Origin of the sequence: Staphylococcus caeli (genome assembly GCF_051413795.1) — a bacterium.
Taxonomy (GTDB): domain Bacteria; phylum Bacillota; class Bacilli; order Staphylococcales; family Staphylococcaceae; genus Staphylococcus; species Staphylococcus caeli_A.
On the sequence record NZ_JBOIRQ010000005.1, the window covers coordinates 96,883 to 121,807 of the forward strand.

Genomic DNA, 24,925 nt, shown 5'->3' on the forward strand with positions numbered 1-24,925 from the left:
AATGGGAAACTCTAATTACACATCAACAGACGCATTATATGAAAAAGTGACGCATGCAAGTCGTGTAATTGTACCTTTGTCACCCATTTCAGTGTTCGCTGCTAGAAGTCCATGGGCGAATTTAGAAGACAAGACGTTTGATGAAATTGCACAATGGTTAAAAGATGCACGTAAAGTAGATATGTATCCGCCGCGAATGGCGATTTTACAAGCACATCAACAAGGCGAAATAGACGATACTATACTGGAGCGTCGTTTACAACAATGGCTTGATGATAGGACGTTAACGATACCTAGAGCGGCAGCAGAACAATATGGACGTAATGCTTTGAAATTACAATCATTATCTAAAGCTACAGATTTAAACAAGCAGCTGGATACGTTGGTTGCACAATACAAGGCTAAGGATTCAACTAATGCCATACACCAACCTAGCACGCGTTTAGTACCATTAAAGAGTACATATATTGTTGATCAAAATAATGAAAAACTAATTGATACCGTAGATTATCACATGATAAAGTGGTGCAAATTATATCTGGATGATGCACAGTCTGGATGGACTATGCCCAATCGGGATAAAGGATTGTTTTATGCATGGCAACAACTTATAGTGTATGATCCAGCACTTTCAAAACAGCAACGCGCACGTTTGAAAGATTTGCCTAACAATGCATCGGAATTGATGGATACCGTGTTAACACGATTAGGAATTGCGGAAGCTGATATACAAACATATTTAGAGAATCATTTACTGTCATTACCAGGTTGGGCTGGCATGATGTTGTGGCACGATGAACAACATGATAAAGCACATGATTTAGTATTTTCATATCTTGCCATTCGTCTTGCTATGGAATGGACGATTGTCGCACCTTATTTGCCTGCGTCAGAGCCAGGAGATTTAAGTCATTCAAACGAAAATTATTTGAAATCACACATTCAAGCGTGGTTAGAGTGGGGCGGTTGTTCTGTAGAGGATTGGCAAAGTATGTCAGAGCATGAACAACAAAATTATGTCGCATTTTCTCGCAAATTTAATGATCAATTATGTAGAAAATTATGGTTAGAAGCATGGGAAGCAAGCTATAATCACCAATTAAAAGAGATGTTAGTCCCAGAACAGCGACATGATGCACAAACGAATGTTAGTGATGCGCATATGCAAAACCATACTGAAGTGCAAATGGCATTTTGTATCGATGTGCGTTCAGAACCATTTAGAAAACAAATTGAGTCAGCAGGTCCTTTCGAAACCATCGGCATTGCAGGATTTTTCGGCTTACCTATCGAGAAATTAGAGTTAGGCAGTAAGCATGGTCATCCATCGCTCCCAGTGATGAATCAACCACAACACCAAATTAAAGAATATACCCATGAACGCGAGCCAAATGCGTTTCAACAGCGTAAGCACATATTAGAATCAGTAACTTATACGTTTAAAAAAATGAAACAAAATGTACTTCCAAGTTTATTATTACCGGAATTAAGTGGTCCATGGCTAACGATACAAATGTTTACGCGTAGTTTTGTACCTAAACGTGTAGGTATGGGTATGCATAAGTTCTATGCACGTTGGTTGCGCAAACCTGAAGATACAGCGCTAACTTTGGATTATCAAACGCATCAGCATCACCATTTACATTTGAAGCATGGTTTACCAGTAGGCTTTACAGATACTGAAAAAGTAAGCTATGCACTGCAGGCATTGAAACTAATGGATTTAACTTCAGACTTTGCACCACTTGTTGTGATGTGCGGTCATGGAAGTCAAAGTGCTAATAATCCATATGCGGCTTCATTAGATTGTGGGGCATGTGGTGGTGCGGCCAGTGGATTTAATGCGAAAGTGTTAGCGCAGCTTTGCAATTTACCGGAAGTCCGTAAAGGGTTAAGAGAAGAAGGTATTAACATTCCTGAAACGACAATCTTTGCTGCTGCTGAGCATCAAACTTCTGTAGATGAAGTAACTTGGATTTATGTCCCGGAGCTTACGGAAGTGGCACAAGCTGCATTTGAACGTATTGAAGCGGCCCTACCTGAAATCAGTTATCGAGCAAATCAAAAACGACTCGCACAATTGCCGAATAACAATTTAACAACTCGTGACCCGATTCATGAAGTACATCGTCTTACAAATGATTGGAGTGAAATTAGACCAGAATGGGGTCTAGCTAAAAACGCTGCATTTATCATTGGGCAACGTACTTTAACACAAACCAGTGATTTAGCTGGAAGAGCATTTCTGCATAACTATCACTGGAAACATGATGAAGACGGCCAAATACTGGCGAATATTATCGCGGGTCCAGCGCTCGTTGCACAATGGATTAATTTACAATATTATGCGTCTACCGTTGCACCACATTACTACGGAAGCGGTAGTAAGACCACACAATCCGTGACTGCTGGTATAGGCGTGATGCAAGGGAATGCGAGCGATTTGTTAACAGGCTTACCTTGGCAATCCGTCATGTCAGCCGATGATAAAATGTATCACTCACCGATAAGGTTGTTAATCGTTATTCAAGCACCTAAAGTATTTATTAAGCGTTTGTTGGAAAATGATCCGGTATTCAAACAAAAAGTTGAAAATGGCTGGGTCAGACTGGCTAGTGTTGATGAGCATGATCAATGGGAAGACTGGTCATAGTTTAATTAATATAATAAATGATTGTAAGTAGTATGAGTGTACGTATATTATCGTTATTATTTCCTGGGGAATGTTGCACAACAATGGAGAAAATAGCAGAAAAATGGTACGGTTATCTTTGTTAAAAGTAATTTTCTGATATATAATTTTGGTGCTACAGGAGATGCATATTTAATGAAAATGACCAAAGGTAACTACGAGTCTGAAATCAGCAAAGCAATCACACAATGGGAAAAAGACTTCCTTGGCCGCGGCTCTCTGTCAGTTAAAACGGATATACTGCGCGATATGATTATTGTAAGTTTGCAAGGTGTGTTAACTCAAGCAGAATACAAAGTTTGCGAAACGAATGAAGGTTTATTAACGATTAAAAGAACCCGTTCTAAACTTGTAGAATCTGGCATAGAGGCATTAGATGATATTATTTTGTCTATTACTGGCGAAACCGTCAAAAGCTTCCATACGGATTTGAGCTCTAGAACTGGTGAACGTATTATTATTTTCAAGTTGGAAAATGATTTCGAGAAACAAATTACTGAATAATGTATGACTATAACAGGTGCCACACTTTATACTATTGATACTGATTAATAGATGGAGTGTGGTTTTATATGTGAAGATGTGGTGTTCAATAGTGCTATATATGTTTGTTTTTTAAGCATTATGAACATCGTTGTTACAAAAAATAGTTTAGTAAGTAAAAAATGTTATTAAAACACTTTGCTAAAGACCATATTTTTAATAAACTAGTTAAGGTCGCATATTTTATGGATTTATAAATATATTTTAACGTGCACGTAAATTTAAATCGGAAGTTCGATTTTTTGCAGTGTTAAAATGGTTAAAATAGAATTATATAAGAGTGATTGAGGAGGGAAAACGGTTGAATCAAATTAAAAGTATCCTTTATTCGATTATAGAACCATTAACGAAACCAGAAACATATCAAACCTTATTATCCAATATTATAATGATTATTATTTATGTCGTTGCAGCTTGGATTATTTTGCAGTTTATTAATAAAGGAATTGCGCAATTCTTTAAAATGCAAAATAAAGGTAAAAATGCTAATAAAAAACGTTCTAAAACATTGATATCATTAGTTCAAAATGTCGTATCATATGTGGTATGGTTTATAGTATTGACTACCATTTTAAGTAAATTCGGAATCAGTGTCGGCGGTATCATTGCCAGTGCTGGTGTTGTCGGCTTAGCAGTTGGTTTTGGTGCGCAAACAGTTGTGAAAGACATTATTACAGGTTTCTTCATTATTTTTGAAAATCAGTTCGATGTCGGAGATTATGTTAAAATCAGTAATGGTGGCTCTCCAGTAGCAGAGGGCACAGTGAAGTCAATAGGATTAAGGTCAATGCGTATTAATACAATTTCGGGTGAGCTAACGACTTTACCAAATGGTAGTGTCGGAGAAATCACCAATTATTCTGTAATAAATGGCGAAGCGATTGTAGATATTCCAGTGGCAATTGAAGAAGATATTGATAATGTGGAAGAAGTACTTAACACATATTTTGAAACAATACGCTCAAAATATTACTTGTTCATATCAACTCCAGAAATTATTGGCGTCAATTCTATTACAAATAACGAATTTATATTGAGAATTTCGGCTGAAACGATACCTGGTGAAGGTGCTTCAGGTGGCAGAATTTTAAGAAAAGAAATATTGAAACTATTCAAAGTTAAAGAAATTAAAACGCCGCAGCCAACGATGGTTCAGTACGATGCAAACCAGCAAAATCAAGGTTAAAACGGTCGGAGGTGTTACAGAATGACATCAAATTACGGTTTAAATGATATTGTAGAGATGAAAAAGCAACATGCATGTGGCACGAATCGTTTTAAAATTATTCGTGTTGGTGCGGATATTCGAATAAAATGCGAACATTGTCAACGCAGCATTATGATTCCTAGACAAACATTTGATAAAAAACTTAAAAAAATACTAGTATCTCAGCAAGATACTGAATAATAAGGAGAATAAATCATGGCTTTAACAGCAGGTATTGTTGGTTTACCCAACGTAGGGAAGTCTACACTTTTCAATGCAATAACAAAAGCAGGTGCACTTGCAGCAAACTATCCATTCGCAACAATCGATCCTAACGTAGGTATCGTTGAAGTACCAGACCACAGATTAAACGTTTTAACAGAAATGGTACAACCTAAAAAGACACTACCAACTACTTTCGAATTTACAGATATTGCAGGTATTGTTAAAGGTGCTTCTAAAGGTGAAGGACTAGGTAATAAATTCTTATCACATATCCGTGAAGTGGACGCGATTTGCCAAGTCGTACGTGCATTCGATGATGATAACGTGACGCATGTATCTGGTCGCGTAAACCCAATTGATGACATTGAAGTTATTAATATGGAATTAGTATTAGCTGATTTAGAATCAGTAGAGAAACGTTTGCCAAAAGTTGAAAAAATGGCACGTCAAAAAGATAAAGATGCGGTTAATGAGACACGCATTTTATCAAGAATTAAGGAAGCATTAGAAGAAGGTCATCCTGTAAGAAGTTTAGAATTTACAGAAGAAGATCAAAAATATGTCAATCAAGCGCAGTTGTTAACATCGAAAGACATGTTATACATTGCTAATGTGGGCGAAGATGAAATCGGTGACGATGACAATGAAAAAGTGAAAGCAATTCGTGACTATGCGGCTCAAGAAGATTCAGAAGTAATCGTAATTAGCGCCAAGATTGAAGAAGAAATCGCAGTGCTTGAAGATGAAGATAGAGAAATGTTCTTGGAAGATTTAGGCATTGAAGAGCCAGGTTTAGACCGTCTAATTCGTACGACATATGACTTATTAGGACTTGCTACTTACTTCACTGCTGGTGTACAAGAAGTGCGTGCATGGACATTTATTAAAGGTATGACAGCGCCACAATGTGCTGGAATTATCCATACAGACTTCGAACGCGGCTTCATCCGTGCTGAGGTAACGAGCTATGATGACTATGTTGAACATAACGGTGAAAATGGTGCGAAAGAAGCTGGTAAGCAACGTTTAGAAGGTAAAGACTACATCATGAAAGATGGCGATGTTGTCCACTTTAGATTTAACGTGTAGTTTGTCAGTTTGAATTGTTAAAATATAGAAAGGCGACATCACATGTAATCGTGTGGATGTCGCCTTTTTGCGTCATATTATAAATTTTAAATTTTTTATAGGGAGTTAACTATGAAGTAAACCAATCTGCATTAACATTAGGACCGATATAGTTGGCATCTACAGCTTGGCCTAATTCTGGAGAGTCATAGCTATCCGTATATTGCCATAAAACATGCGGACGGTCGGCTTCCGTTTTAGAATAATTGGCGAACCAGTAACCATCATATTCGTCTAACGCATTCTGTGTATTTTCAAGCATGAAACTTTCATTCGAATAAAATAGCACTTTTTTATTTTTAGCTAATGATTTCATTTCATCATACCAAGCAGAAGTCGTCTCTTCTGTTGTTCCTGATTTAACTGCATTTTCTTCAAAATCATTAACATAGAAACTTGCGTTTGGTGCACGATCATACAATTGTTTTGCTTCATAACGTGCATCATCAGGATTTTCATACATACTATATGAATAAACACCGTAGTCTAAATTATTCTTTTCTAAAACTTTAATATTATTTTTTAATGAAGCATCTTCTCTTTCAGAGCCATATTGTGCACGAATAATGATAAATGGATTGTTTTTCTTCAGTGCTTTGACTTGTTTGCTAGTTAAGTCACCTTGCCATTCTGAAATGTCGATGACACGCTCACCTTGTTGTGTTGATTCCTGTTCAGGTGCTGGATCTGCAGAACGCATTTGTGTGCTACTTTCTTTGGTTGATTTTTGATTATCATTGGATTGATAGGCAGCACCCATAGTCCCTTCTGGATGTTGTGCCGTTTCTGCTGCGCTTACAGTACTTAATGGTACAATTATTGCGAAAATAATGCTCATTGCTAACATGCAACGTTTAATAGTAATAGAAGAAAACATAACTTACTCCTTTATATGTATTAGATTGTACATTTGAATCTTTGTAATGCAACGAGATTCTGTACTCTCGAATGCAAGTGTCATGTTAGTAGAAAGTATAATCATTTACAACCTAATTTTATAATCTATACATTGTTTTATAATTTTTAATATTTTTGTAATTAAAAGTTAATTGCTAGTAATTGATTTTAGTCATATGTATTTTTTGATTGTATTTTAAGATTTAAAAATCTAATGTTTCATATGAAACAAAAGCAAATTTTCAAGACAGATCACGTGTGAAACCCATTGTAAAATGTAAAGACATGTGCTATAATTCTTGATTGTGAGTAATGAAAATTATTCCTTGCTTATCACAAATGATGATGAGCCGCATAGACCACAAGGAGGTGCAATTATACAATGAGAACATATGAAGTTATGTACATCGTTCGTCCGAACATTGAAGAAGATGCTAAAAAAGCAGTTGTTGAACGTTTTAACGGAATCTTAGCTTCTGAAGGATCAGAAGTTTTGGAAGCAAAAGACTGGGGTAAACGCCGTCTAGCTTACGAAATCAATGATTTCACAGAAGGTTACTACAACATCGTTCGTATCCAAACTAACGACAATGTAGCTACTGACGAATTCCAACGTTTAGCTAAAATTTCTGACGATGTAATCCGTTATATCGTTATTCGTGAAGACGAAGATAAGACAAGAAAATAATAGATGGGGGTCGTTTAAATGATAAATAGAGTTGTTTTAGTAGGTCGTTTAACGAAAGATCCAGAATACAGAACAACACCCTCAGGCGTGAGTGTTGCGACTTTTACTCTAGCAGTAAACCGTACGTTTACAAATGCCCAAGGGGAACGCGAAGCAGATTTCATTAACTGTGTTGTTTTTAGAAAACAAGCAGAAAATGTTAACAATTACTTGTTTAAAGGTAGTTTAGCTGGCGTTGACGGTCGCATTCAATCACGTAGCTATGAAAATCAAGAAGGTCGTCGTATCTTTGTCACTGAAGTTGTTTGTGATAGTGTTCAATTCCTTGAACCTAAAAATCAAAACCAACGTCACGCACAAGAAGGAAATAATAATTTCCAAAACTTTGGCGGACAACAATCAGGTCAAAATACGTCATCTTATCAAAACAATAACAACAGTTCATCAAACAATAATCAATCTGACAATCCATTTGCAAATGCAAACGGGCCTATTGATATTAGTGATGATGACTTACCATTCTAATTATATCGAACATATAAATTGAAAATTTTTTAAAAGGGGGCAATTACCATGGCAGGTGGACCAAGAAGAGGCGGTCGTCGTCGTAAAAAGGTTTGTTATTTCACAGCAAACGGAATTACACACATCGACTATAAAGACACAGAATTATTAAAACGTTTTATCTCAGAACGCGGTAAAATTTTACCACGTCGTGTAACAGGTACTTCAGCTAAATATCAACGTATGTTGACATTAGCTATTAAACGTTCTCGTCATATGGCATTATTACCATATGTTAAAGAAGAACAATAATAGATATTGTATCTGAAAACCCCGTAGGCATATACCTACGGGGTTATTTTTGTGTTTTGTGAATACAAACAGTAATTATGCTTGCATATTTTCTTCAAGTTGGCTCATTGCTAAATCATACTTTCTCCACCAAGAGTATTCATCATAATATTCCAAGGCTCTTTCAATTTCCATAATAAAAAATTCAATTGTACAATCTGAAAATATAAGCGGATATGCTAATGTTTCGCCTTCATACCAAAAACCCATGTCATGTATAAACCTTTCCAAATAATTCAACTCCTTAGTTATGTTTCAGAGTAAATAATGAAGCGAAAATTCACTTCTCTATTTTTTCAATACCAATAAACAAAGCAATGATGACTTGAAATAACATAAGAGGTACAAAAAAAGAAAAAATTAAACCAAATATAATCAATAGAACATATATGTCATCAATTTTATATTTACCGAATTTCATAAACTCCCTCCAATTTAAGCTATATTATTTTTTCTTCTAGTTAATTTAGTTTTGGATTGTCATCAATTTTCATAAATCGATTAGTAGAAGTTTTGCCCATACCACGTTCGCCATCCATACTAAAAAAAAAATAGCCAGTTAGGTTATTATAAAAACTAAATCAATCATCATCTTCTAATAAGTTAGTTACATTAATAGTAATTTCTTTAGTAACAGGGTTAATACATACATCTTCACCATAACCTAGAGGTTTTACTTGAATAGTATCATTCACTATTTTCAATGCTATTTCAACATGCTTATAGCTTTGTAAAATTAATAATGTATCTTCACTAACAACAACATCATGTGAGCCTTTACCATTTATAGTGACATTCCAATTATTAAACTGCATTCTGAATTCCTCCTTATATATTAATCTTCTACCTTCTCAAATCCATAAATCAAACAAATAATAAATACAATAAATACTACTGGTGCAAATATAGATACTACTAAAAATGGTAAAGATAAAATTATATAGTTATAATCATATTTGAATTTACCGAATTTCATAGTATTCCTCCTTTAACAGAAACGTTAAATTATGTAATTAGTGAGAATTAGGAAAGGTAATTTTTAAATATGTTATTATAATATTGTGTTGATTGTAATATTCACCTAAAGCATAACATAAAGGAGTCATTCAGAGTATGGAGAGACAAAAGAAATCGACTTGGATTATTAGTGTTATAACAGGCATCTTGATGTTTTTAGTTGTATTTTATATAGGTCATGCTAATATTTGGGGAGCATTGATTGTAGGTATATTAGGATGTATTAGTAATATGTTAATAACTGTTGATTTTAAAAATAAGAAAAAAGCTAGGTGACGGACTTTTAATTATTATAAAAACTTTAATTGAAAGTATAGCTTATTTAATAATAAAAAAATTTTGCATTATAGTACACCTGGGTGTACTATATAAGTGTGAGGTGAACTATGGACACTAAAAAAATTGAGCAGTTTAATGAACTGCATTTAGCATTTATAGAAATGAGTCGCAAAATCAATGAAGTAATTGAAGAAGAACATATTGATATATCGAGAGAACAATTAGGTGTTTTTAAATTATTATTAGAACATAAAAAGCTATCCATGAAAGAAATTGCAGAAAGTCAGGGTGTATTCAAGACTGCAATTTCAAAGAGGGTGAAAAAGCTAGAAGATAAAGGATATATTTCGAAAGTAAGCTCAACAGATGCCAGAGAAAAAGTCATCAAGTTGACGGAGAAGGGGCATCAGTTTTATGAAAACAGGCAAAACATTTTATATAAAGGACTAGAAAAAAAGTTAAATTTAAACGATGATGAGTTGCAACAATTATTTAGTCATGTGAGGGCTATAAATTCTATTTTAATAAAGGATGAGAACAATGGATAATAAAATAAAAGTTCATATATTGCATACTGGGTATGTGATTGTCGATGAAGCTTTGCCGTTTAGTGATGCTAATAATAGACCTTTGGCGTGGACGGGGTTATTTCGTTCGAAAAAGCATTTGGTAAAATTGCCTGTTTCCGTATATTTGATTGAACATCCTAAAGGTTTAGTATTGATTGATACAGGATGGCACACAGACAATCGGACGAAACAAATCAGAAATTTATTATTTCAATATCCTGTAAATAAAGCAGACTTACCTGAAGGACAAGCGATTCATGAACAACTTTCAGCCCTTGGATACAAACCTAGCGATATAGACTATGTGGTAATGAGCCATATGCACTGTGATCATGCGGATGGCTTAAGACTCGTGAAAGATGCGAAGCACATATTAGTTAGTGAAGAAGAATACGAAGCGATTAAAAAGGATAAGATGTATTATTTACCCCATGAATGGAACGGTTTACATTTAGAAACATATAAATTTGATAATACTGCCATTGGACCTAAAGGAAAATCATTTGATTTATTTAACGATGGTACGATACAGATGGTGTGGGTACCAGGGCACAGTAAAGGATTAGCATCAACAGTCATAAAAAGCATGAATAGTGATGAATTTTTATTACTAGTATCAGATGTTGGGTATGCAGCTAAATCATGGAAAGAAAATATAAAGCCATCCGTTCTCGTTAATAAGTTAGACGCTCAAGAATCATTAAATTGGGTGATGAAAACAGTAAAAGATGAAAATTGCATAGAAGCAGTAGCAAATCATGATCCAGATATAGAACCACATACGGTAGTGTTGTAAGAATTGATATTTGAGTAATTTAGATAGAGGTGAAAATAATGCCGAAATCGCAACGGATTATTTTAGCAATTTGTTTAATTCTATTTATTTTCAATCTGATTGCACCAATATTGGGTGAAGCGTTTAGTATAAATATGATTGATTTTAGTTCAATTACAATAAAAATTACGCAAGGGCTATTTGTCATTATCTTTGGGATTTTCACCTATAGGCAGATAAAACGCAAAGGTTGGAAATAATGATGGAAGTTTAGAAAAGATAACTGTTTTCATATTTGGAAGTAATACACAATATAAGAAATTGAGTTTGATATAAAACGCATTGTTTATAATCTCAAATTGTTTTTATGTAATATTTTTGTTTTATTTATGTAAATAGCATTGAACAATCTGATTGTGTAATATAAGATAGTGTTACGAAGTACCCTCCAGTACTTCATCCCTTTTAAGCTGCCCTTCGGGGGGAGCTTTTTATTTTGCTATTGAAATGAAACTACGTTCTTTTTGTTTCGCTATATAAAATACCCACACCACAACTACTCGAACCAACTTGATAATCGAACTTAATGATTTCTATATAAGGGTTTTCTTGTAGAAACTCATTTACCTTTTTGTTTAATCCTTTTTCAGTCATCGCATTAAAACATATAAATTTCATAGTTAAGTCGTCCTTTCTTGTATTATTAAAGGTTATTACTTATTTTTGGATTTTTGTTGATCTTCAATGGTTACGCCTTTTTCTTTAACGTTCATACTATTTGCTCTAATAAATCCAATGATATTAAGTAACATCAATACTAATAATATAATAGAAATAGTTGTGCTGCTAGTTCCTAAAAATTGAAAAATAATAAAAATTATCATCAATAATAGATTGATGGTATGGTGCACATATAAGGCTTTAGACATAAATAGCCTCCTTCAAAATTTAAGATGCGTTACTTTGGTGAAAATATAGTAAGCAACTATGTACTATATTTATAATATAACATAGACGAAATCAAGAGGACATTTTTCACTAGGAGGGCTAATTTGCTATTACCGAATATGGTCATGCTAATAATTACTATTATAGCAATTCTATTTATAATAATTTATTGCTTCATATTAAACAATTCTATTTTATATGTTTTTATTGCGTTGTTTATTCATTCAATCATTCTGTTCGCCATTAGGTGGCTTTGGATGGGGAAATCTATGGGTTCTGCATTCATGCACTCGTTTGATTTTATGACCATCGCCGTGATTATTGGATTCATTATATATAAATTTGTAAAAAGAAATACGAATTAACAGTTTTACAAAAGACATTAAAAAGGCGCTATATCAACAGTTAGTAAGTGTATAACGCCTTCTTGGTATATTTAACATTAATCTAGTTTTTTCATTGCCTTATCAGGAATTATTTTATTGATTTAATTGAAATGACTATTTGAGTAAAATTTTAATACCACGAATTAAATTGATAATAAAAAGTACGATGATGACTATACCAAATATTAATCCGATACCTATTGAAACATTAGAAATCATAGCGTGATTATCAAAAGGTTTTTCATAAACTTCTTTGGAAAATATAAAAGCAAGACTACTTAGAAAATAAAATACCGCTATACCGATATGATTAAGTAATGCTTTTTTGGCATGAGTTGTAACAGGTTTCTTTGCACATATCCAAACGACAATAGGTAGTAAGAAAGGTGCGAAAATACGCTGAAATAATTTAATGATGAAAGCACATTCTGATTGTTATTTTCCAAGTTTTTCACCTCCGATATAGCAAGTAAAACACAAAAAAATAACATATGGAACAATATAATGTTCGAATGACAACATTGTAAGTTTTATGTAATTTGAAGTCATATAAGATTGTGAATTAGTTGTGATAAAGTGCGTAGTGTCATAAACTATTGGTGAGTAGAAATACACTATATTAGATATAGATGTAATTTAGTAGATAAAATTGGAGGTATGAGCATGAATACAAATGATTTAAAAACGAAAATTCAAAATTTATATCAAGATATACTAATTAATTTAGATACAGAGAAGATAGATGATTATTTTGCGGAAAATTATATTCAAGAAACTGATCATGATACTTTGAATTTAAATGAATTTAAGGCCCATCTTCAAAAGTTAAAAGAAGTTGTGAAATCATTATCGATTGAAAAATTTAACGACATGCTCATTGATGAGCAACAGAGAAGCATATTTTTAAGATATGATGTTGCAGTAGAAAAAGTAGATAATTCAAAGGGGAATATAGAGGTATATGCAATATTTAAATTTAATGAAGTAGGTAAAGTTATTTCATGTCGTGAATTATCTAAAGCATATCATGAAGATTTAGAAGGTTTAGCGAATATCTAGATAAAGTAAAGAATTTCTGACAAGATGGGGGCGTTATATATGTACATTCCTAAATATTATGAAATGAAAGATTATGAGGAAATAAAACGTTTTATTAAAGCACATACCTTTGTCACAGTTGTGACCAATGAAGGGGATAAGCCAATTGCGACACATGTTCCAGTCAATATTTATGAAACTGAAAATCAACTTTATGTTTCTGGTCATCTGGCAAAAGGTAATAAACAGTGGCAAACTTTAGAAGATAATAAAGAAGTACTAGTAATCTTTCAAGGTCCACATAGTTATATTTCTTCAACTTGGTACGAAAAAGAAGATGTACCAACGTGGGATTACCAAAGTGTGCATGTATATGGAAATGGCAAGCTTTTATCTGAAGAAGCGCTTAAAAGAGATTTGGCAATATTGTTAGATAAGTATGAGTCACATCGGGAAAATGGTGCGACTTGGGATAATTTATCAGATAACACGAAGCAACAAGTTAAAGGTATCGTTGGGTTTGAAATTAAAGTGAATGAAATCGAAGCTGCCTATAAATTGAGTCAGAATAAGTCACAAACTGATTTTTCAAATATAGTAAAACACTTATCTGAAAGTGACTCTGAAAATGAAAAACAGGTAGCAAAGGCAATTGAAAAGCATCGTCGGCCTGAATAATTAGTAGTTATGAATAAGTGAAATACCAAATAGTCCCACGGTTTCTAAGCTCCTAATACGGGTATAGAATAGAAAGACTACGCGTAGACTGACCGACTTATAATTTTAAAATTAATACGTTCATGAATACACAAAAGTTTTAAATTATAAAGTTGAGGTGATTAAAATGGCGATACTAGCGTTGGTATTTCATTTGGTGTGCTTGATTTTAGTGGTAATTGCAGGATTAATCGCAATAAAAGAATTTAGAAAATTACCAAAACATCGTAATCAGAGAAAAATTGATACATTATTAGTTTTTGTGTTGTTTATTGCTTTAATTGCAATTTTATCAAGTGTTTTTACTGATATATAACAAGAAACTGCGACCTTATATGAACAAGGTCGCAGTTTTTTTAATTCATTTCATTATTCATTATTTCTGAAACTTTATCATTATATGTTTCTTGTGGAAGCCCTTCAAAGTCTTTTTGACGAGTTAATTCTTGTATTTGTTGTTGTGCTTGCTCAGACATACCTTCTGTGCTGAAATCGGTAGCGGGCATATTATTTAAATCAATGTTCTGTTTTTGATTTTGTTCTGGTGCTTGATTTGCTTGTTCTGAATTAGATGTGTTTGTATTTTGTTGTTCTGTTGATGTAATGTCTTGGGTTTGTTCAGTTGATTCCTCTACAGAAGTTTCATTAGTCTGTGCTTCATTAGTTGTATCTTCTGATGGAGTATGATCTTTGTCGCGATTTTTGTCTTGATTTTCTTTTTTCTTTTGTTTATCTTTGTCGCTTTGTGTATCTTTTTTCTCTGCAGTGTTTTTTTCTTCTTGTCCACCACATGCGGTTAATACTAAAAAGCAAGCTGATATTAAGAATATTAATTTTTTCATCTACAATTCTCCTTGGAAATATGATTTCATTAAGTATATTGTACTATATATATTTGAAATGGAGTACAAATTGTGACATTATATTAATAATTAAGAAGTTATAAATGAATTATTTTAATATTGCCTAATAGAAAGGGGAATAAACGTTGAATAAAAATGAAGGTATGGGTAAATTTTATGTGATATCGCAAGTTATTGGCGTACTAGCATCTATTGGGATTATCATTTTATTTATTAGTAATATATTTTGGAAATATAGTGCGGATGGTAATTTTAGTGGTGGTATGAATATTGAAGGGTCAAACATGATTGCATTTTATATTCTTGTAGCCATTGTTATTTTATCAGCTATTACTTCGGCAATTCTTAAGAAACGTAAAAATATGTAATTTTAAAAACGAAATAGCTCCATATTAAGTTTTAAGGGATGTGGACAATATGAAAATAATAAAAGCGCTTATAGCTATGGTATTTTCAATGTTTGCTTTTATTTTTGCGAATGTTGCAGTCGGTTGTATATGGTTTGCTATGTTGGCAATCTTTTCAATTTTTAAAGACAAGGACAATAAGGAAACTGAATAATAAAGTAAAACCAAGTCTGGTCACCATTAATGGTGACCAGACTTGGTTTTTTATGTGTTTCTAAATATATTAGCGTATTATTCCTCTATATTATAAATGTACATTATCTTTAGCGTAATAGAACAATTCTTTCTTTTCAGTTATAAATAATTGGATGAAGGTCAGGATACCAATTTTCCCAATAAGCATCGTAGCAATAATAACAATTTTGGTTATAGTATCGTATTCAGTTGTAAAATTCATACTTAGACCAACTGTGCCGAAAGCTGAAATCACTTCAAATAACACGGTTGTATAAGGTGCATGTGGGTTCAACATGCTTAGAATGAACGATACACTGAGTACATAGATAGTTGCAGAAAGTGAAATTGTAACGGCAATTCTCAATGTACGATCTGGTATAGATTTTTTGAAAATAGATGCATGAGTTTCGTTGCGTAATGTACTCTTGATAAAAAGTAATGTTAATACTAAGCTTGTCACCTTGATGCCACCAGCTGAACTTACAGGTGCGCCGCCAATAAACATTAATAACATCATCATCATTGAAGTGGGAGCAGTAATTTGCCCCATATCAACAGAGTTAAAGCCAGCTGTTCGTGTTGTTACAGATTGGAAAAATGATGTGCCTATTTTTTCTAAAAGTGAAAAATGATTTAATGTATTATGATTTTCTAAAATGAAGAAAATGGCAGTTCCCACAACGATAAGTATTAAAGACGTACTTAATACAATTTTAGAATGTAATTTGAGTTTCGTTAATTTGTGTGATACCGCTAAATCTAGAAAAACGAGAGGACCAAGCCCGCCCATAATTATTAATAAAGGAACTGTAATTGTGATAATTGGATCACTTACCGTACTCATTAAGTTATCTTTGAACAAAGCGAATCCTGCATTGTTAAATGCTGATATTGAAGTAAAGATACTTAAAAATAGACCTTTACCAAGGCCATATTTTGGAACAAAAGATAAGGCAATGCATAAAGTGCCTATTGCTTCGGTAACTAAACTATATAAGACAAATTGCAGCATTAGGCGAATGATACCACCAGGTGTATCAATATTCCACATTGTCATAACCAAATAGCGGCTTTTTAAACTAATGTGTTTATTGATCAAGATAAATGTTAAAAGTGTGACTGTGACAATTCCTAAACCACCAATTTGAATTAATAATAGAATAATCGTATCGCCTAACCAATTAAATTGTGACGATACATCAACAGTAACTAATCCAGTTACTGTAAAAGCGCTCGCTGCAGTGAAAAATGCATCTATGAAATCTAGATGACGGTTACCAGTGACTGGTAAATAGAGCAGTACTGCTCCAATCAAAGTTGTTGTAATAAAAAGCAATAGGTAAAAATATAAAGGCTTATTTAATATACTCATATTTTCCATTTCCTTTTCGATTTTAATCAACTGTATTTTATACCTATAGTTTAAAAAAGCAAGTAAATTTGTAAAAGTTTTGAAATAAAAAAACTAGAATTTCTATAAGGTTACAGAAATTCTAGTTTGTGTAGTGACTATATTAATTTTTACGTGTTTGTGTTTTTACGCCTTTTGTGACAGCTTCGGCAAAATCATAGATAGATTGCTTGTAGTTACTTGTATTTTCTCGTGTTTTTCTAGAAAGACTACTGTTATCAAAAAATGATTTACGGTATTGTGTTGAAATTTCTAGTTGGACACCTGAGCCAGTATCATTTTTATTAATAATGTTATTACTAGAGTCGCCATTTACATATTGCGGACTTTTTTCAACATTAAAGCCTTCTTTTTCTAATTCTTTTTTAATGGATTTAGCCATGGCTTTATCTTTGCCACCGATATAGACAACTTTCTTTTGTTCTTGTATGCCATGAATAGAGACAGCTTCATTTGATTCATTTGTCATTTTAATCAATTTTGGATCATCAAAACGAGTAGATGTGATATGCAATTTTTGATTATTAGTCTTTAATAATCCTTCGAAACTATATAGATTAAAGTCACCTTTTTTAGAAATGATTTTTGCTAATTCCGATGTTCCTGGTTCAATGCCACCACCATGGATAGCAGTTACAAGTATATCCTTATTGTTTGTGGTCTTGGCATTTATTTGCCAGTCGCGATGTTCTTTAGTATCTGATTTTAGTTCTGTAAAATTTTTATAGTAATCTTGATTTTCTGGTTGTCCATTTTTCCACACATATAAAAAATAGAGTGAAGCAAGGATAATACCAACAATAATCAACATAATTAGATAATATAAATAAGTATTAATGATATTTTTCATAAGAATCTCCTGTTATTGGTCGTTACAATTATGTCAGTATAACAGAACGTTTATGGTTTTAATAATTATATATTGATTACAATTATGTTAATTTGTATTGCACAATTTGTCATATTTTAATAAACGATAAATTGGTTTTTATCAGTAACTTAAGTGCATATTTCTATAAACCCATGTAAAATTCATATTGTAAATCATAATAGAAAGGGAGTGGATGATTTGGATATAGTGACAAAAATGCAGATTAATGTTCCAAAAGAACGAGTGTTTGAAGCGTTTATAGATCCTGAGCAGATTGGAGGATTTTGGTTTTCTTCAAGTTCCCAAAGATGGGAAGAGGGAAAATCAATTACGCTGCGATACAAAGAATATGATGCAGAATTAGTTGTTCAGATAGAGCGTATCGATCCGAATAATATGATTGAATTTACGTGGGGACCACATCCAGTAGCCATCCATTTTGAAGATAAGGGCCAAAATACAATAGTTACAACAACAGAAAAGAATTTTGATTCAACAGAGGTTGAGCAAATACTAGGTCAAAAAGAAGGCTGGGTTTACATGCTAAGTTGTCTGAAGGCCTATATGGAACACGGTGTATCGATTCGAGCCGCCATTTTATAGTTAATGATATAAGTGAGTAGAGAATCCAGAATATGGGTTTCTCTCTCACTTTTTTTATAAATATCGAAAGACAATCAAACAAAATACTTTTCAAAGAACTGTAAATATGTTTTAATGTAATTATAAAAGTTACAATTAAAAAGGTGATGTTCATGAATTTAGAATTTAATATTGCAGTGCACCTTCTGACGTTTTTAGCAAAGCACCCGGAGGAACGTTATAGCAGTAATGAATTGGCGACACGTATTTGTGTAAATCCAGTACAGTTACGTAGAGTTACACGCAGGCTGACTGAACAACAATTTCTCGATGCTAGTCGAGGTAAGTATGGTGGCTATCAAGCGAATGCGCAGACAATGCGTGTGAATCTTGCGGATTTATTGGTGCTTTTCAGCGAGGAAAGATCTGACGGACGGTTATTTACAGGCGACGCCGGCAGTGATTGTGAAATTTCCCGGGAAATAGGCCAGACAATGTCTCGCTTTCACCAAAGAGAACAAGCCTTATTAATTGATTATTATAAAAATGTTTCGATTCATGATGTATTAAACGAAGTATTAAAGGAGGATTCCCATGAAAAAATTTGATTTAGTGATTATAGGATTTGGTAAAGGCGGTAAAACACTCGCGAAGTTTGCTGCAACACAAGGTAAAAAAGTTGCGGTTATTGAAAAATCTAAAGAAATGTATGGTGGTACATGCATAAATATTGGTTGTATTCCTTCAAAAACACTTGTTCATGAAGGACTGGAACATGGTTCATTTGACCAAGCGTTTTCCAGAAAAAAAGACGTCGTGACGGCGTTAAATAACAAAAATTATCATAATTTAGCAGATGATGACAATATAGAAGTACTTGATTATACAGCTAAATTTAAATCGAACCATGAAGTGAATTTATTAAATGAGCAGGATGAAATTGTAGAAACTGTAACAGCACCGCATATTGTTATCAATACGGGTGCAAAATCTGTGATTCCACCAATTGAAGGTGTAGAAACTTCAAAACATTTATATGATTCTACCGGTATCATGAATTTAGATTTTCAACCTAAGAAATTAGTCATTATAGGTGGCGGATACATTGCTTTAGAATTTGCATCTATGTTTGCGAACTTCGGTACACAGGTTACAGTATTAGAACGCGGCGAAGATATTATGCCGAGAGAAGACAAAGATATTGTTAAAGAAGTAAAAAAAGATTTAGCAGACAAAAACGTTAATATTGTTTTAAATGCACAAACAGAGAAATTTGAAGATACTGATGCTGGTACAGTAGTTCATACAACGGACGGTACTTATGAAGCAGATGCAGTATTATTAGCAACTGGTCGTAAACCTAATACAGATTTAGATCTTGAAAACACAGATATTCAACTTGGTGAACATGGTGAAATTAAAGTAGATGAACATCTGCAAACGACGGCAACCAATGTTTATGCATTAGGTGACGTTAAAGGTGGTATGCAATTCACATACATTTCTTTAGATGATTTTAGAATTGTGAAAGATCAATTATTTGGAAATGGTGAACGTTCTACGGAAAATCGTGGCGCTGTACCATATACTGTATTCATAGATCCTCCTTTAGCACGTGTAGGATTAACAGCTGATGAAGCGAAGGCGCAAGGTTATAATATCATTGAAAATGCAATGCCAGTAAATACTATCCCTAGACACAAAATTAATAACGACCCAAGAGGTTTATTCAAAGCCGTGGTCAATAAAGATACTGAAGAAATACTAGGTGCAACTTTATATGGCTTGCAGTCTGAAGAGATTATTAATTTAGTGAAGTTAGCAATAGATCAAAAATTATCATATAAAGTATTAAAAACGAATATATACACACATCCAACAATGGTTGAATCATTTAATGACTTATTTAACATGTAAATATATAATATAGAGAAATGAATGGCTCGGGTCTAGTAAAGATCCGGGCTTTAATAATATGACATGATTAGACGGGTGTGAGGGTAGATGGATATTGTATTCGACAAACGATTTAATGAGCGAGATATAGAGGATATGCTTCAAATTTATCATAATAATAATTGGCTTAAGCATGACCGAGATAAAGTTGTGACAATCTTTAGTAAAGCAACACACGTTGTCATAGCGAGAAACAATGGGAAAGTTATTGGATTTGTAAGGGCTATGTCAGATGATGTGTTTAATGCCGCTATATACGATGTAGTAGTAGATGTTCCATTTCAAGGAAAAGGTATTGGTAAAAAGCTTGTAAGTGAAATGCTTGAATATTTAGGTGACATATCGTGTGTGCATTTGATTTCTACGACAGGGAATGAACCATTTTATGAACAACTTGGTTTTAAAAAATTAAAAACTGGAATGGCTCGATATAAGAATACAAAATTAAAAGATGAGTATACTGTTTAGATGTTTACAGTTATACTCATCTTTCTTGTGTGTAATATAATTTATAAAATATTGTGACTCACGTCCTCGTGGGAATAATTTTTTAGTAAAGAACAGCCTAATGGATGCTGACCATTATCAACATAGTGATTAATCTCTTCGAGTACGTCTAATATTTCATATTCTGGTGTTGCGATATCAAATGTATATTTAAATAATTGTTTTTTGTCTGATAGTACTGTGGCGATAAGTTCATCATTGTGCATTTTATAATTTAATAGTTGCATTGCAATCCCTCGCTTTTATTAAATTTCGATTCTACATCTAAAATAGTTAAATGAGAATAGATATCAACTTTAAGGTTATTAGATTATAATTATTATAATCTGATGACTATTATACATTAAAATTCATAAAATGTAGAGGATAAATACTTAAAAATTTAGCAGAAATTAAAAAAATACACTATAGTATATAGTGTGAAGCGCTTTCTTATTGATAATAATTTTAAACTAGAATTTTTAAAGATACTGATTGCCTCAAGGAGTGTAATTTGCTACAATTTAGTTAATCGAATAAAGCTTTCTAGGGTTCCGTAATCATTTAGATTGGTCTGGACCGAGAGAAAGCCACATATTTATATGTGACACGGAAGGATAAAAGCCTGGGAGATAGTTATTTATACTATCTCTTAGGTTTTTTGTTTGTTATATAAAGGAGGAATAGCCATGAATTGGTTGAAAATAATAATTGCTGCTATGTTTGAAGTAGTATGGGTGATTGGATTAACACATGCCACATCAGGTGCTGAGTGGTTATTTACAGTTATTGCAATATTTTTAAGTTTTTACTTACTAATTGATGCATCGAAAGTATTACCTGTAGGAACGGCATATGCAGTATTTGTTGGTTTAGGAACTACTGGTGTTACATTATTTGATTTCTTGGTATTTGCAGCGCCGTTCAGTATTACGAAAATTATTTTGATTTTAACATTATTAGCAGGTGTTATTAGTCTGAAGTTAGTAACGTCTCACAAAGGAGAGGAAGTATAATGGCTTGGATTTTATTAGTTATAGCTGGAATATTTGAAATGCTAGGTATTACTTATTTGAACGCCTATGTACAACAACGTCAAATGCGCGCAATTATTGGTCTAATCGTCTGTTTTGGACTCAGTTTTATTACGCTATCTATCGCCATGCTGTCACTTCCAATGAGTACAGCGTATGCGGTATGGACAGGTATTGGGGCAGTTGGCGGCGCGTTCATTGGTATGATCTTCTACCATGAGTCAAAAGATATTAAACGTGTGTTATGTATTTTAGTGATATTAGCTAGTACAATCGGCTTAAAATTAGTAAGTTAGCTATGAATCATATCGATTTAACTAGTTCTAATGAACAAAAAAAGACGACACATTTGTGTCGCCTTAAGAGTAATATGTTCATGAATATAAAAGACTAGTAGTCGGTTTCCAACTACAACTTAAATATATCATATTTAAGGAACACAGTTCAATTAGAAAGATGATTATTATATAGTAATTTTTTTGCAGTCAATGCGTTTTGAATTATATAAAATGTCAGTTCTATGATATTGTAATTATAGTATGTAATTAATACCGTAGAATAAAATAATAGGGGTGCATTTTATGGACGGATTAGTAGCATTTATAACAATTACGTTATTGATTATTATTGTTCCAGGACCAGACTTTTTTGTAGTTATGAAAAATTCTATTACGTCTGGTAAGGGGAACGGAGCTATGGCAGCTTTAGGTATTACAACAGGTCATGTTTGTTATTTCTTGTTGGCAATTTTTGGTATTATATTTATCTTAGCTAATATGTATTATGTATTTTTAGCAATTAAGATAATGGGTGCCATATATCTCATTTATTTAGGTATTAGAAGTATTATCAGTGCAAGACAAAGTATGAATTTTTCGACTTCACAAATGAAAGTTCATAATGTCAGTTATTTAACTTCTTATAGACAAGGTTTCTTTAGTACGATCTTAAATCCTAAAGCATTGCTATATTACATAAGTATATTACCGCAGTTTTTAAGTACTGGAGATGCGGTTACGGGTCAAATTGCAGTATTAAGTGCAATTGTGACAACCGTTATTCTATTATGGTTTACTTTTTGTGTTTATATTTTTCAATATATTAAACTACTGTTTACAAATAGGAAAGTGAAAGCAATCTTCGACTATACAGTTGGAGCTATTTTAATTGGGCTATCACTTAATTTGCTTTTGAGTAAGAGTAGTTAGATTTGTATGGGGGTCTTTTCGTATTTCGGAAAGGCTCTTATTTTTTTAAGTATATATAAAGTTGGAAATTTCATATAAAATTATCAATAAACTCTAAAAATATTCACAATTTATCTACATAATAATTTTGTTATTTATTTATAATGTTAATGGAGAGAGGGCGATAAATCTTGAAAAATATTTTTAATCCATTACAAAGACTTCATTTTTACGCAGCGCTATTTATTACACCGTTACTTATTACGTTAACAATTTCTGGTATAGGTTTTTTATTTTTCCAGGAAGTAGAAAATAATGTTTATAAAAATGAATTTTTTGGAGATAGTTCAGTAAAAACACATCAGTCATTGAATCAAGCTGTGAATCAAGTGGAAGATAAATTTGATGGTTTTTACATTAGTAAGGTTAGTGTTTTAGAAGAACCATATAATAAAAGAATCACATTGGATGATATGGCTGGAAACCAACGTTATGTATTTTTAGATCATAATAATCAAATTGTTGCGGATCAGAATGCTAAACATACATATGCGAATGTAGTAAGAAATATACATAGTTCACTATTTACAGAAAATACTTTTATCAATTACTTAGTTGAATTGACGGCATGTTGGACAATTTTTATGATATTGTCTGGTTCTTATATGCTTATTAAGAAGAAGCTAATTTCTAATAAAACTAAAAATTTGAAGTTTCAAAAATGGCATGGCGTACTAGGAGTAATCATTGCGATACCAGTATTCGTATTAGTGTTAACTGGTTTACCATGGTCTGGTTTTATGGGTGCAAAAATAGCAGGTGTTATGGATAACTCAGGTAAGTTAGGACAGTCGGAGTTAGCCATTAATCCACCTAAATCAGATGTGAATGAAATTCCTTGGGCAACGCGAAATAATAAACAACCAGAATCTGAAAGTGGATCGGCCCATCATGGAAGTGGCGAGATGCCAAGAACAGATATTGAGAAACAAATTTCAATAGATAAAGTGGTTTCAAATGCACAAAAAGATGGAATTAGTAAACCATTCTCTGTTGTATATCCAACAAGTGAAGAAGCGGCATTTACAGTTTCTAAAGGTAGTAATACTGGAGTGACTGGTTTAGATGTATCACCGGATGAGGAACAGACATTGTATATCGATCAATATAATGGTAAGTCCTTAGGAACAGTGAAATATCAAGAATATGGCATTATTGGAAAATGGTTTACATGGGGTATTCCATTACACGAAGGTCATTTATTTGGTATAGCTAATAAAGTTATTAATTTACTCGTATGTATCGCCTTGTTAACTGCAATTGGTCTAGGGCTTACATCATGGATTAAACGAATGAAATCGACGAATATAAAAGTACCAAAACGAATTAAAAAGCCGATGTCGATACCATTAGTGGTTGTACTCGTCATTTTAGGTATTTTGATGCCATTATTTGGTTTTTCATTAGTTATCGTCTTTATCATCGAGTTACTGCTTTATTTTAAAGATAAGAAAAAACAATAAAAAAATGGAAGGTCACATAAGTGTGCCTTCCATTTTTTGTTATTAAATTACATCTTCATCTCATGGATTTTCATCATTAAACCATGAGGTATATCGTCATGTTCTACAACTTCTTTTTTATAAAATGTTTTACCGTCATCTTTAGAAACAAGTTTTACAAAGTCACCTTTTTTAGGTTTGAAATCTTTGTCGCCTTTGATTTTAACATTTTTAGTTACAAGTCCATCTTTTTCACTTACTACTTTTTCAGCAGTAGTGCTATTAGACATATAGCCATAATACGTGCTCTTTTGACCAGATACCATCATGAAAATAGTGAATGCAACACCAATGATTACTAAAATACTAATTATAGATATTGTAAATTTTTTATTCATATTCTCTGTCTCCTTTAATGTTAAGAATAAAGGATAAGATTGTATTCGTATACATTGCACTTAAAATGTTACGAATTTTGTCAAAAA

At 32.7% G+C, this 24,925-nt stretch carries 36 protein-coding genes and 1 riboswitch; of the genes, 25 read left to right on the plus strand and 11 right to left on the minus strand.

Annotated features, from left to right (window positions below; all coding sequences use genetic code 11):
• Position 1 precedes the first annotated feature (1 nt).
• The 5 genes from ACSULM_RS04415 to ychF all read left to right on the plus strand — a co-directional run bounded on the left by ACSULM_RS04415 (position 2) and on the right by ychF (position 5,756).
• A complete protein-coding gene (locus ACSULM_RS04415; protein WP_436860867.1) occupies positions 2 to 2,653 on the plus strand; it encodes a DUF2309 domain-containing protein in 2,652 nt (883 codons plus the stop codon).
• Between the two features lie 174 nt (positions 2,654 to 2,827).
• Positions 2,828 to 3,196 (plus strand): DUF2294 domain-containing protein, encoded by a 369-nt coding sequence (locus ACSULM_RS04420; RefSeq protein WP_436860869.1) that lies wholly within the window; start codon positions 2,828 to 2,830, stop codon positions 3,194 to 3,196.
• A 340-nt stretch (positions 3,197 to 3,536) separates the two neighbouring features.
• Positions 3,537 to 4,421, plus strand: a complete 885-nt coding sequence (locus tag ACSULM_RS04425; RefSeq protein ID WP_436860871.1) for a mechanosensitive ion channel family protein — start codon at positions 3,537 to 3,539, stop codon at positions 4,419 to 4,421.
• 21 nt (positions 4,422 to 4,442) lie between these two features.
• The gene (locus ACSULM_RS04430) at positions 4,443 to 4,643 is read left to right on the plus strand and encodes a DUF951 domain-containing protein (protein ID WP_069996239.1); all 201 of its coding nucleotides are present in this window, start codon (positions 4,443 to 4,445) and stop codon (positions 4,641 to 4,643) included.
• A 15-nt stretch (positions 4,644 to 4,658) separates the two neighbouring features.
• Positions 4,659 to 5,756: a redox-regulated ATPase YchF gene (gene ychF, locus ACSULM_RS04435; RefSeq protein WP_436855546.1), complete on the plus strand. Its 1,098-nt coding sequence runs from the start codon at positions 4,659 to 4,661 to the stop codon at positions 5,754 to 5,756.
• 109 nt (positions 5,757 to 5,865) lie between these two features.
• Here the strand turns inward: ychF and ACSULM_RS04440 are convergent, their stop codons facing one another.
• The gene (locus tag ACSULM_RS04440; protein WP_436860873.1) at positions 5,866 to 6,672 is read right to left on the minus strand and encodes a GH25 family lysozyme; all 807 of its coding nucleotides are present in this window, start codon (positions 6,670 to 6,672) and stop codon (positions 5,866 to 5,868) included.
• 402 nt (positions 6,673 to 7,074) lie between these two features.
• Here ACSULM_RS04440 and rpsF point away from each other — a divergent pair, with 402 nt between their 5' ends.
• Genes rpsF through rpsR form a run of 3 tightly spaced genes read left to right on the plus strand, consistent with a single transcriptional unit; the run spans position 7,075 to position 8,196 of the window.
• The gene (gene rpsF / locus ACSULM_RS04445) at positions 7,075 to 7,380 is read left to right on the plus strand and encodes a 30S ribosomal protein S6 (protein WP_069996236.1); all 306 of its coding nucleotides are present in this window, start codon (positions 7,075 to 7,077) and stop codon (positions 7,378 to 7,380) included.
• Positions 7,381 to 7,398: 18 nt separating this feature from the next.
• Positions 7,399 to 7,905: a single-stranded DNA-binding protein gene (gene ssb / locus ACSULM_RS04450; RefSeq protein WP_069996235.1), complete on the plus strand. Its 507-nt coding sequence runs from the start codon at positions 7,399 to 7,401 to the stop codon at positions 7,903 to 7,905.
• Positions 7,906 to 7,953: 48 nt separating this feature from the next.
• The gene (gene rpsR, locus ACSULM_RS04455) at positions 7,954 to 8,196 is read left to right on the plus strand and encodes a 30S ribosomal protein S18 (RefSeq protein ID WP_002484306.1); all 243 of its coding nucleotides are present in this window, start codon (positions 7,954 to 7,956) and stop codon (positions 8,194 to 8,196) included.
• A gap of 75 nt (positions 8,197 to 8,271) precedes the next feature.
• On the opposite strand, the gene ACSULM_RS04460 is transcribed toward rpsR, so the two are convergent.
• The 3 genes from ACSULM_RS04460 to ACSULM_RS04470 form a co-directional block, all read right to left on the minus strand.
• Positions 8,272 to 8,466 carry a hypothetical protein gene (locus tag ACSULM_RS04460; RefSeq protein ID WP_436860875.1) on the minus strand — a complete coding sequence of 65 codons (195 nt, stop codon included), beginning with the start codon at positions 8,464 to 8,466 and terminating at the stop codon, positions 8,272 to 8,274.
• Between the two features lie 350 nt (positions 8,467 to 8,816).
• Positions 8,817 to 9,050, minus strand: a complete 234-nt coding sequence (locus ACSULM_RS04465; RefSeq protein WP_436860877.1) for a hypothetical protein — start codon at positions 9,048 to 9,050, stop codon at positions 8,817 to 8,819.
• A gap of 20 nt (positions 9,051 to 9,070) precedes the next feature.
• Positions 9,071 to 9,211 (minus strand): hypothetical protein, encoded by a 141-nt coding sequence (locus ACSULM_RS04470; RefSeq protein WP_436860878.1) that lies wholly within the window; start codon positions 9,209 to 9,211, stop codon positions 9,071 to 9,073.
• Between the two features lie 137 nt (positions 9,212 to 9,348).
• Between ACSULM_RS04470 and ACSULM_RS04475 the strand changes: the two genes are divergently transcribed.
• The 4 genes from ACSULM_RS04475 to ACSULM_RS04490 all read left to right on the plus strand — a co-directional run bounded on the left by ACSULM_RS04475 (position 9,349) and on the right by ACSULM_RS04490 (position 11,135).
• Complete coding sequence (locus ACSULM_RS04475) at positions 9,349 to 9,528, plus strand: hypothetical protein (RefSeq protein ID WP_436860880.1); 180 nt, start codon at positions 9,349 to 9,351, stop codon at positions 9,526 to 9,528.
• A 110-nt stretch (positions 9,529 to 9,638) separates the two neighbouring features.
• A complete protein-coding gene (locus tag ACSULM_RS04480) occupies positions 9,639 to 10,079 on the plus strand; it encodes a MarR family winged helix-turn-helix transcriptional regulator (RefSeq protein WP_436860882.1) in 441 nt (146 codons plus the stop codon).
• Positions 10,072 to 10,896 (plus strand): N-acyl homoserine lactonase family protein, encoded by an 825-nt coding sequence (locus tag ACSULM_RS04485; protein WP_436860884.1) that lies wholly within the window; start codon positions 10,072 to 10,074, stop codon positions 10,894 to 10,896. The genes ACSULM_RS04480 and ACSULM_RS04485 overlap by 8 nt, the downstream gene beginning before the upstream one ends.
• 38 nt (positions 10,897 to 10,934) lie before the next feature.
• Positions 10,935 to 11,135, plus strand: a complete 201-nt coding sequence (locus ACSULM_RS04490; protein WP_436860885.1) for a hypothetical protein — start codon at positions 10,935 to 10,937, stop codon at positions 11,133 to 11,135.
• A 253-nt stretch (positions 11,136 to 11,388) separates the two neighbouring features.
• On the opposite strand, the gene ACSULM_RS04495 is transcribed toward ACSULM_RS04490, so the two are convergent.
• Together ACSULM_RS04495 and ACSULM_RS04500 are read right to left on the minus strand one after the other, a co-directional pair.
• Positions 11,389 to 11,553, minus strand: coding sequence for a hypothetical protein (locus ACSULM_RS04495; protein WP_436860887.1), 165 nt, complete (start codon positions 11,551 to 11,553; stop codon positions 11,389 to 11,391).
• Between the two features lie 35 nt (positions 11,554 to 11,588).
• Positions 11,589 to 11,804, minus strand: coding sequence for a hypothetical protein (locus ACSULM_RS04500; protein ID WP_436860889.1), 216 nt, complete (start codon positions 11,802 to 11,804; stop codon positions 11,589 to 11,591).
• 1,068 nt (positions 11,805 to 12,872) lie between these two features.
• Between ACSULM_RS04500 and ACSULM_RS04505 the strand changes: the two genes are divergently transcribed.
• The 3 genes from ACSULM_RS04505 (at position 12,873) to ACSULM_RS04515 (ending at position 14,280) form a co-directional block, all read left to right on the plus strand.
• Positions 12,873 to 13,268, plus strand: coding sequence for a nuclear transport factor 2 family protein (locus tag ACSULM_RS04505; RefSeq protein ID WP_436860890.1), 396 nt, complete (start codon positions 12,873 to 12,875; stop codon positions 13,266 to 13,268).
• Between the two features lie 39 nt (positions 13,269 to 13,307).
• Positions 13,308 to 13,925 (plus strand): FMN-binding negative transcriptional regulator, encoded by a 618-nt coding sequence (locus ACSULM_RS04510; RefSeq protein WP_436860892.1) that lies wholly within the window; start codon positions 13,308 to 13,310, stop codon positions 13,923 to 13,925.
• A 166-nt stretch (positions 13,926 to 14,091) separates the two neighbouring features.
• The gene (locus ACSULM_RS04515) at positions 14,092 to 14,280 is read left to right on the plus strand and encodes a hypothetical protein (protein ID WP_436860893.1); all 189 of its coding nucleotides are present in this window, start codon (positions 14,092 to 14,094) and stop codon (positions 14,278 to 14,280) included.
• 40 nt (positions 14,281 to 14,320) lie between these two features.
• On the opposite strand, the gene ACSULM_RS04520 is transcribed toward ACSULM_RS04515, so the two are convergent.
• The gene (locus ACSULM_RS04520) at positions 14,321 to 14,806 is read right to left on the minus strand and encodes a hypothetical protein (protein ID WP_436860894.1); all 486 of its coding nucleotides are present in this window, start codon (positions 14,804 to 14,806) and stop codon (positions 14,321 to 14,323) included.
• Positions 14,807 to 14,952: 146 nt separating this feature from the next.
• Between ACSULM_RS04520 and ACSULM_RS04525 the strand changes: the two genes are divergently transcribed.
• Positions 14,953 to 15,195, plus strand: coding sequence for a hypothetical protein (locus ACSULM_RS04525; protein WP_436855566.1), 243 nt, complete (start codon positions 14,953 to 14,955; stop codon positions 15,193 to 15,195).
• A gap of 49 nt (positions 15,196 to 15,244) precedes the next feature.
• Positions 15,245 to 15,388: a hypothetical protein gene (locus ACSULM_RS04530; RefSeq protein WP_436860896.1), complete on the plus strand. Its 144-nt coding sequence runs from the start codon at positions 15,245 to 15,247 to the stop codon at positions 15,386 to 15,388.
• Positions 15,389 to 15,478: 90 nt separating this feature from the next.
• Here ACSULM_RS04530 and ACSULM_RS04535 read toward each other — a convergent pair whose 3' ends face one another.
• Together ACSULM_RS04535 and ACSULM_RS04540 are read right to left on the minus strand one after the other, a co-directional pair.
• Complete coding sequence (locus tag ACSULM_RS04535; protein WP_436860898.1) at positions 15,479 to 16,783, minus strand: TrkH family potassium uptake protein; 1,305 nt, start codon at positions 16,781 to 16,783, stop codon at positions 15,479 to 15,481.
• 142 nt (positions 16,784 to 16,925) lie between these two features.
• Positions 16,926 to 17,672: a poly-gamma-glutamate hydrolase family protein gene (locus tag ACSULM_RS04540; RefSeq protein ID WP_436860900.1), complete on the minus strand. Its 747-nt coding sequence runs from the start codon at positions 17,670 to 17,672 to the stop codon at positions 16,926 to 16,928.
• Between the two features lie 228 nt (positions 17,673 to 17,900).
• On the opposite strand from ACSULM_RS04540, the gene ACSULM_RS04545 reads away from it, so the two are divergent.
• The 4 genes from ACSULM_RS04545 to ACSULM_RS04560 all read left to right on the plus strand — a co-directional run bounded on the left by ACSULM_RS04545 (position 17,901) and on the right by ACSULM_RS04560 (position 20,699).
• Positions 17,901 to 18,296: an SRPBCC domain-containing protein gene (locus tag ACSULM_RS04545; RefSeq protein ID WP_436860933.1), complete on the plus strand. Its 396-nt coding sequence runs from the start codon at positions 17,901 to 17,903 to the stop codon at positions 18,294 to 18,296.
• A 152-nt stretch (positions 18,297 to 18,448) separates the two neighbouring features.
• Positions 18,449 to 18,883: a redox-sensitive transcriptional regulator HypR gene (gene hypR, locus ACSULM_RS04550; protein ID WP_436860935.1), complete on the plus strand. Its 435-nt coding sequence runs from the start codon at positions 18,449 to 18,451 to the stop codon at positions 18,881 to 18,883.
• Entirely contained in the window at positions 18,870 to 20,192 is a 1,323-nt protein-coding gene (gene merA, locus ACSULM_RS04555; protein WP_436860902.1) for a hypothiocyanous acid reductase MerA, read from the plus strand. Before hypR ends, merA begins: the two co-directional genes overlap by 14 nt.
• Before the next feature lie 87 nt (positions 20,193 to 20,279).
• Positions 20,280 to 20,699, plus strand: coding sequence for a GNAT family N-acetyltransferase (locus ACSULM_RS04560; protein ID WP_436860904.1), 420 nt, complete (start codon positions 20,280 to 20,282; stop codon positions 20,697 to 20,699).
• A gap of 41 nt (positions 20,700 to 20,740) precedes the next feature.
• On the opposite strand, the gene ACSULM_RS04565 is transcribed toward ACSULM_RS04560, so the two are convergent.
• A complete protein-coding gene (locus ACSULM_RS04565; protein WP_069995736.1) occupies positions 20,741 to 20,965 on the minus strand; it encodes a hypothetical protein in 225 nt (74 codons plus the stop codon).
• Positions 20,966 to 21,252: 287 nt separating this feature from the next.
• Positions 21,253 to 21,351: riboswitch (guanidine-I (ykkC/yxkD leader) on the plus strand.
• Between the two features lie 55 nt (positions 21,352 to 21,406).
• On the opposite strand from ACSULM_RS04565, the gene ACSULM_RS04570 reads away from it, so the two are divergent.
• From ACSULM_RS04570 to ACSULM_RS04585, 4 genes are all read left to right on the plus strand, one after another.
• On the plus strand, positions 21,407 to 21,733 hold the full coding sequence (locus tag ACSULM_RS04570; protein ID WP_436860906.1) for a DMT family transporter: 327 nt from the start codon (positions 21,407 to 21,409) through the stop codon (positions 21,731 to 21,733).
• On the plus strand, positions 21,733 to 22,047 hold the full coding sequence (locus ACSULM_RS04575) for a DMT family transporter (RefSeq protein ID WP_436860907.1): 315 nt from the start codon (positions 21,733 to 21,735) through the stop codon (positions 22,045 to 22,047). The genes ACSULM_RS04570 and ACSULM_RS04575 overlap by 1 nt, the downstream gene beginning before the upstream one ends.
• 285 nt (positions 22,048 to 22,332) lie before the next feature.
• Complete coding sequence (locus ACSULM_RS04580; protein ID WP_436860909.1) at positions 22,333 to 22,959, plus strand: LysE family translocator; 627 nt, start codon at positions 22,333 to 22,335, stop codon at positions 22,957 to 22,959.
• Between the two features lie 170 nt (positions 22,960 to 23,129).
• The gene (locus tag ACSULM_RS04585) at positions 23,130 to 24,461 is read left to right on the plus strand and encodes a PepSY-associated TM helix domain-containing protein (protein ID WP_436860910.1); all 1,332 of its coding nucleotides are present in this window, start codon (positions 23,130 to 23,132) and stop codon (positions 24,459 to 24,461) included.
• Positions 24,462 to 24,508: 47 nt separating this feature from the next.
• Here the strand turns inward: ACSULM_RS04585 and ACSULM_RS04590 are convergent, their stop codons facing one another.
• Positions 24,509 to 24,838 (minus strand): DUF4889 domain-containing protein, encoded by a 330-nt coding sequence (locus ACSULM_RS04590; RefSeq protein ID WP_436860911.1) that lies wholly within the window; start codon positions 24,836 to 24,838, stop codon positions 24,509 to 24,511.
• Positions 24,839 to 24,925: the final 87 nt, after the last annotated feature.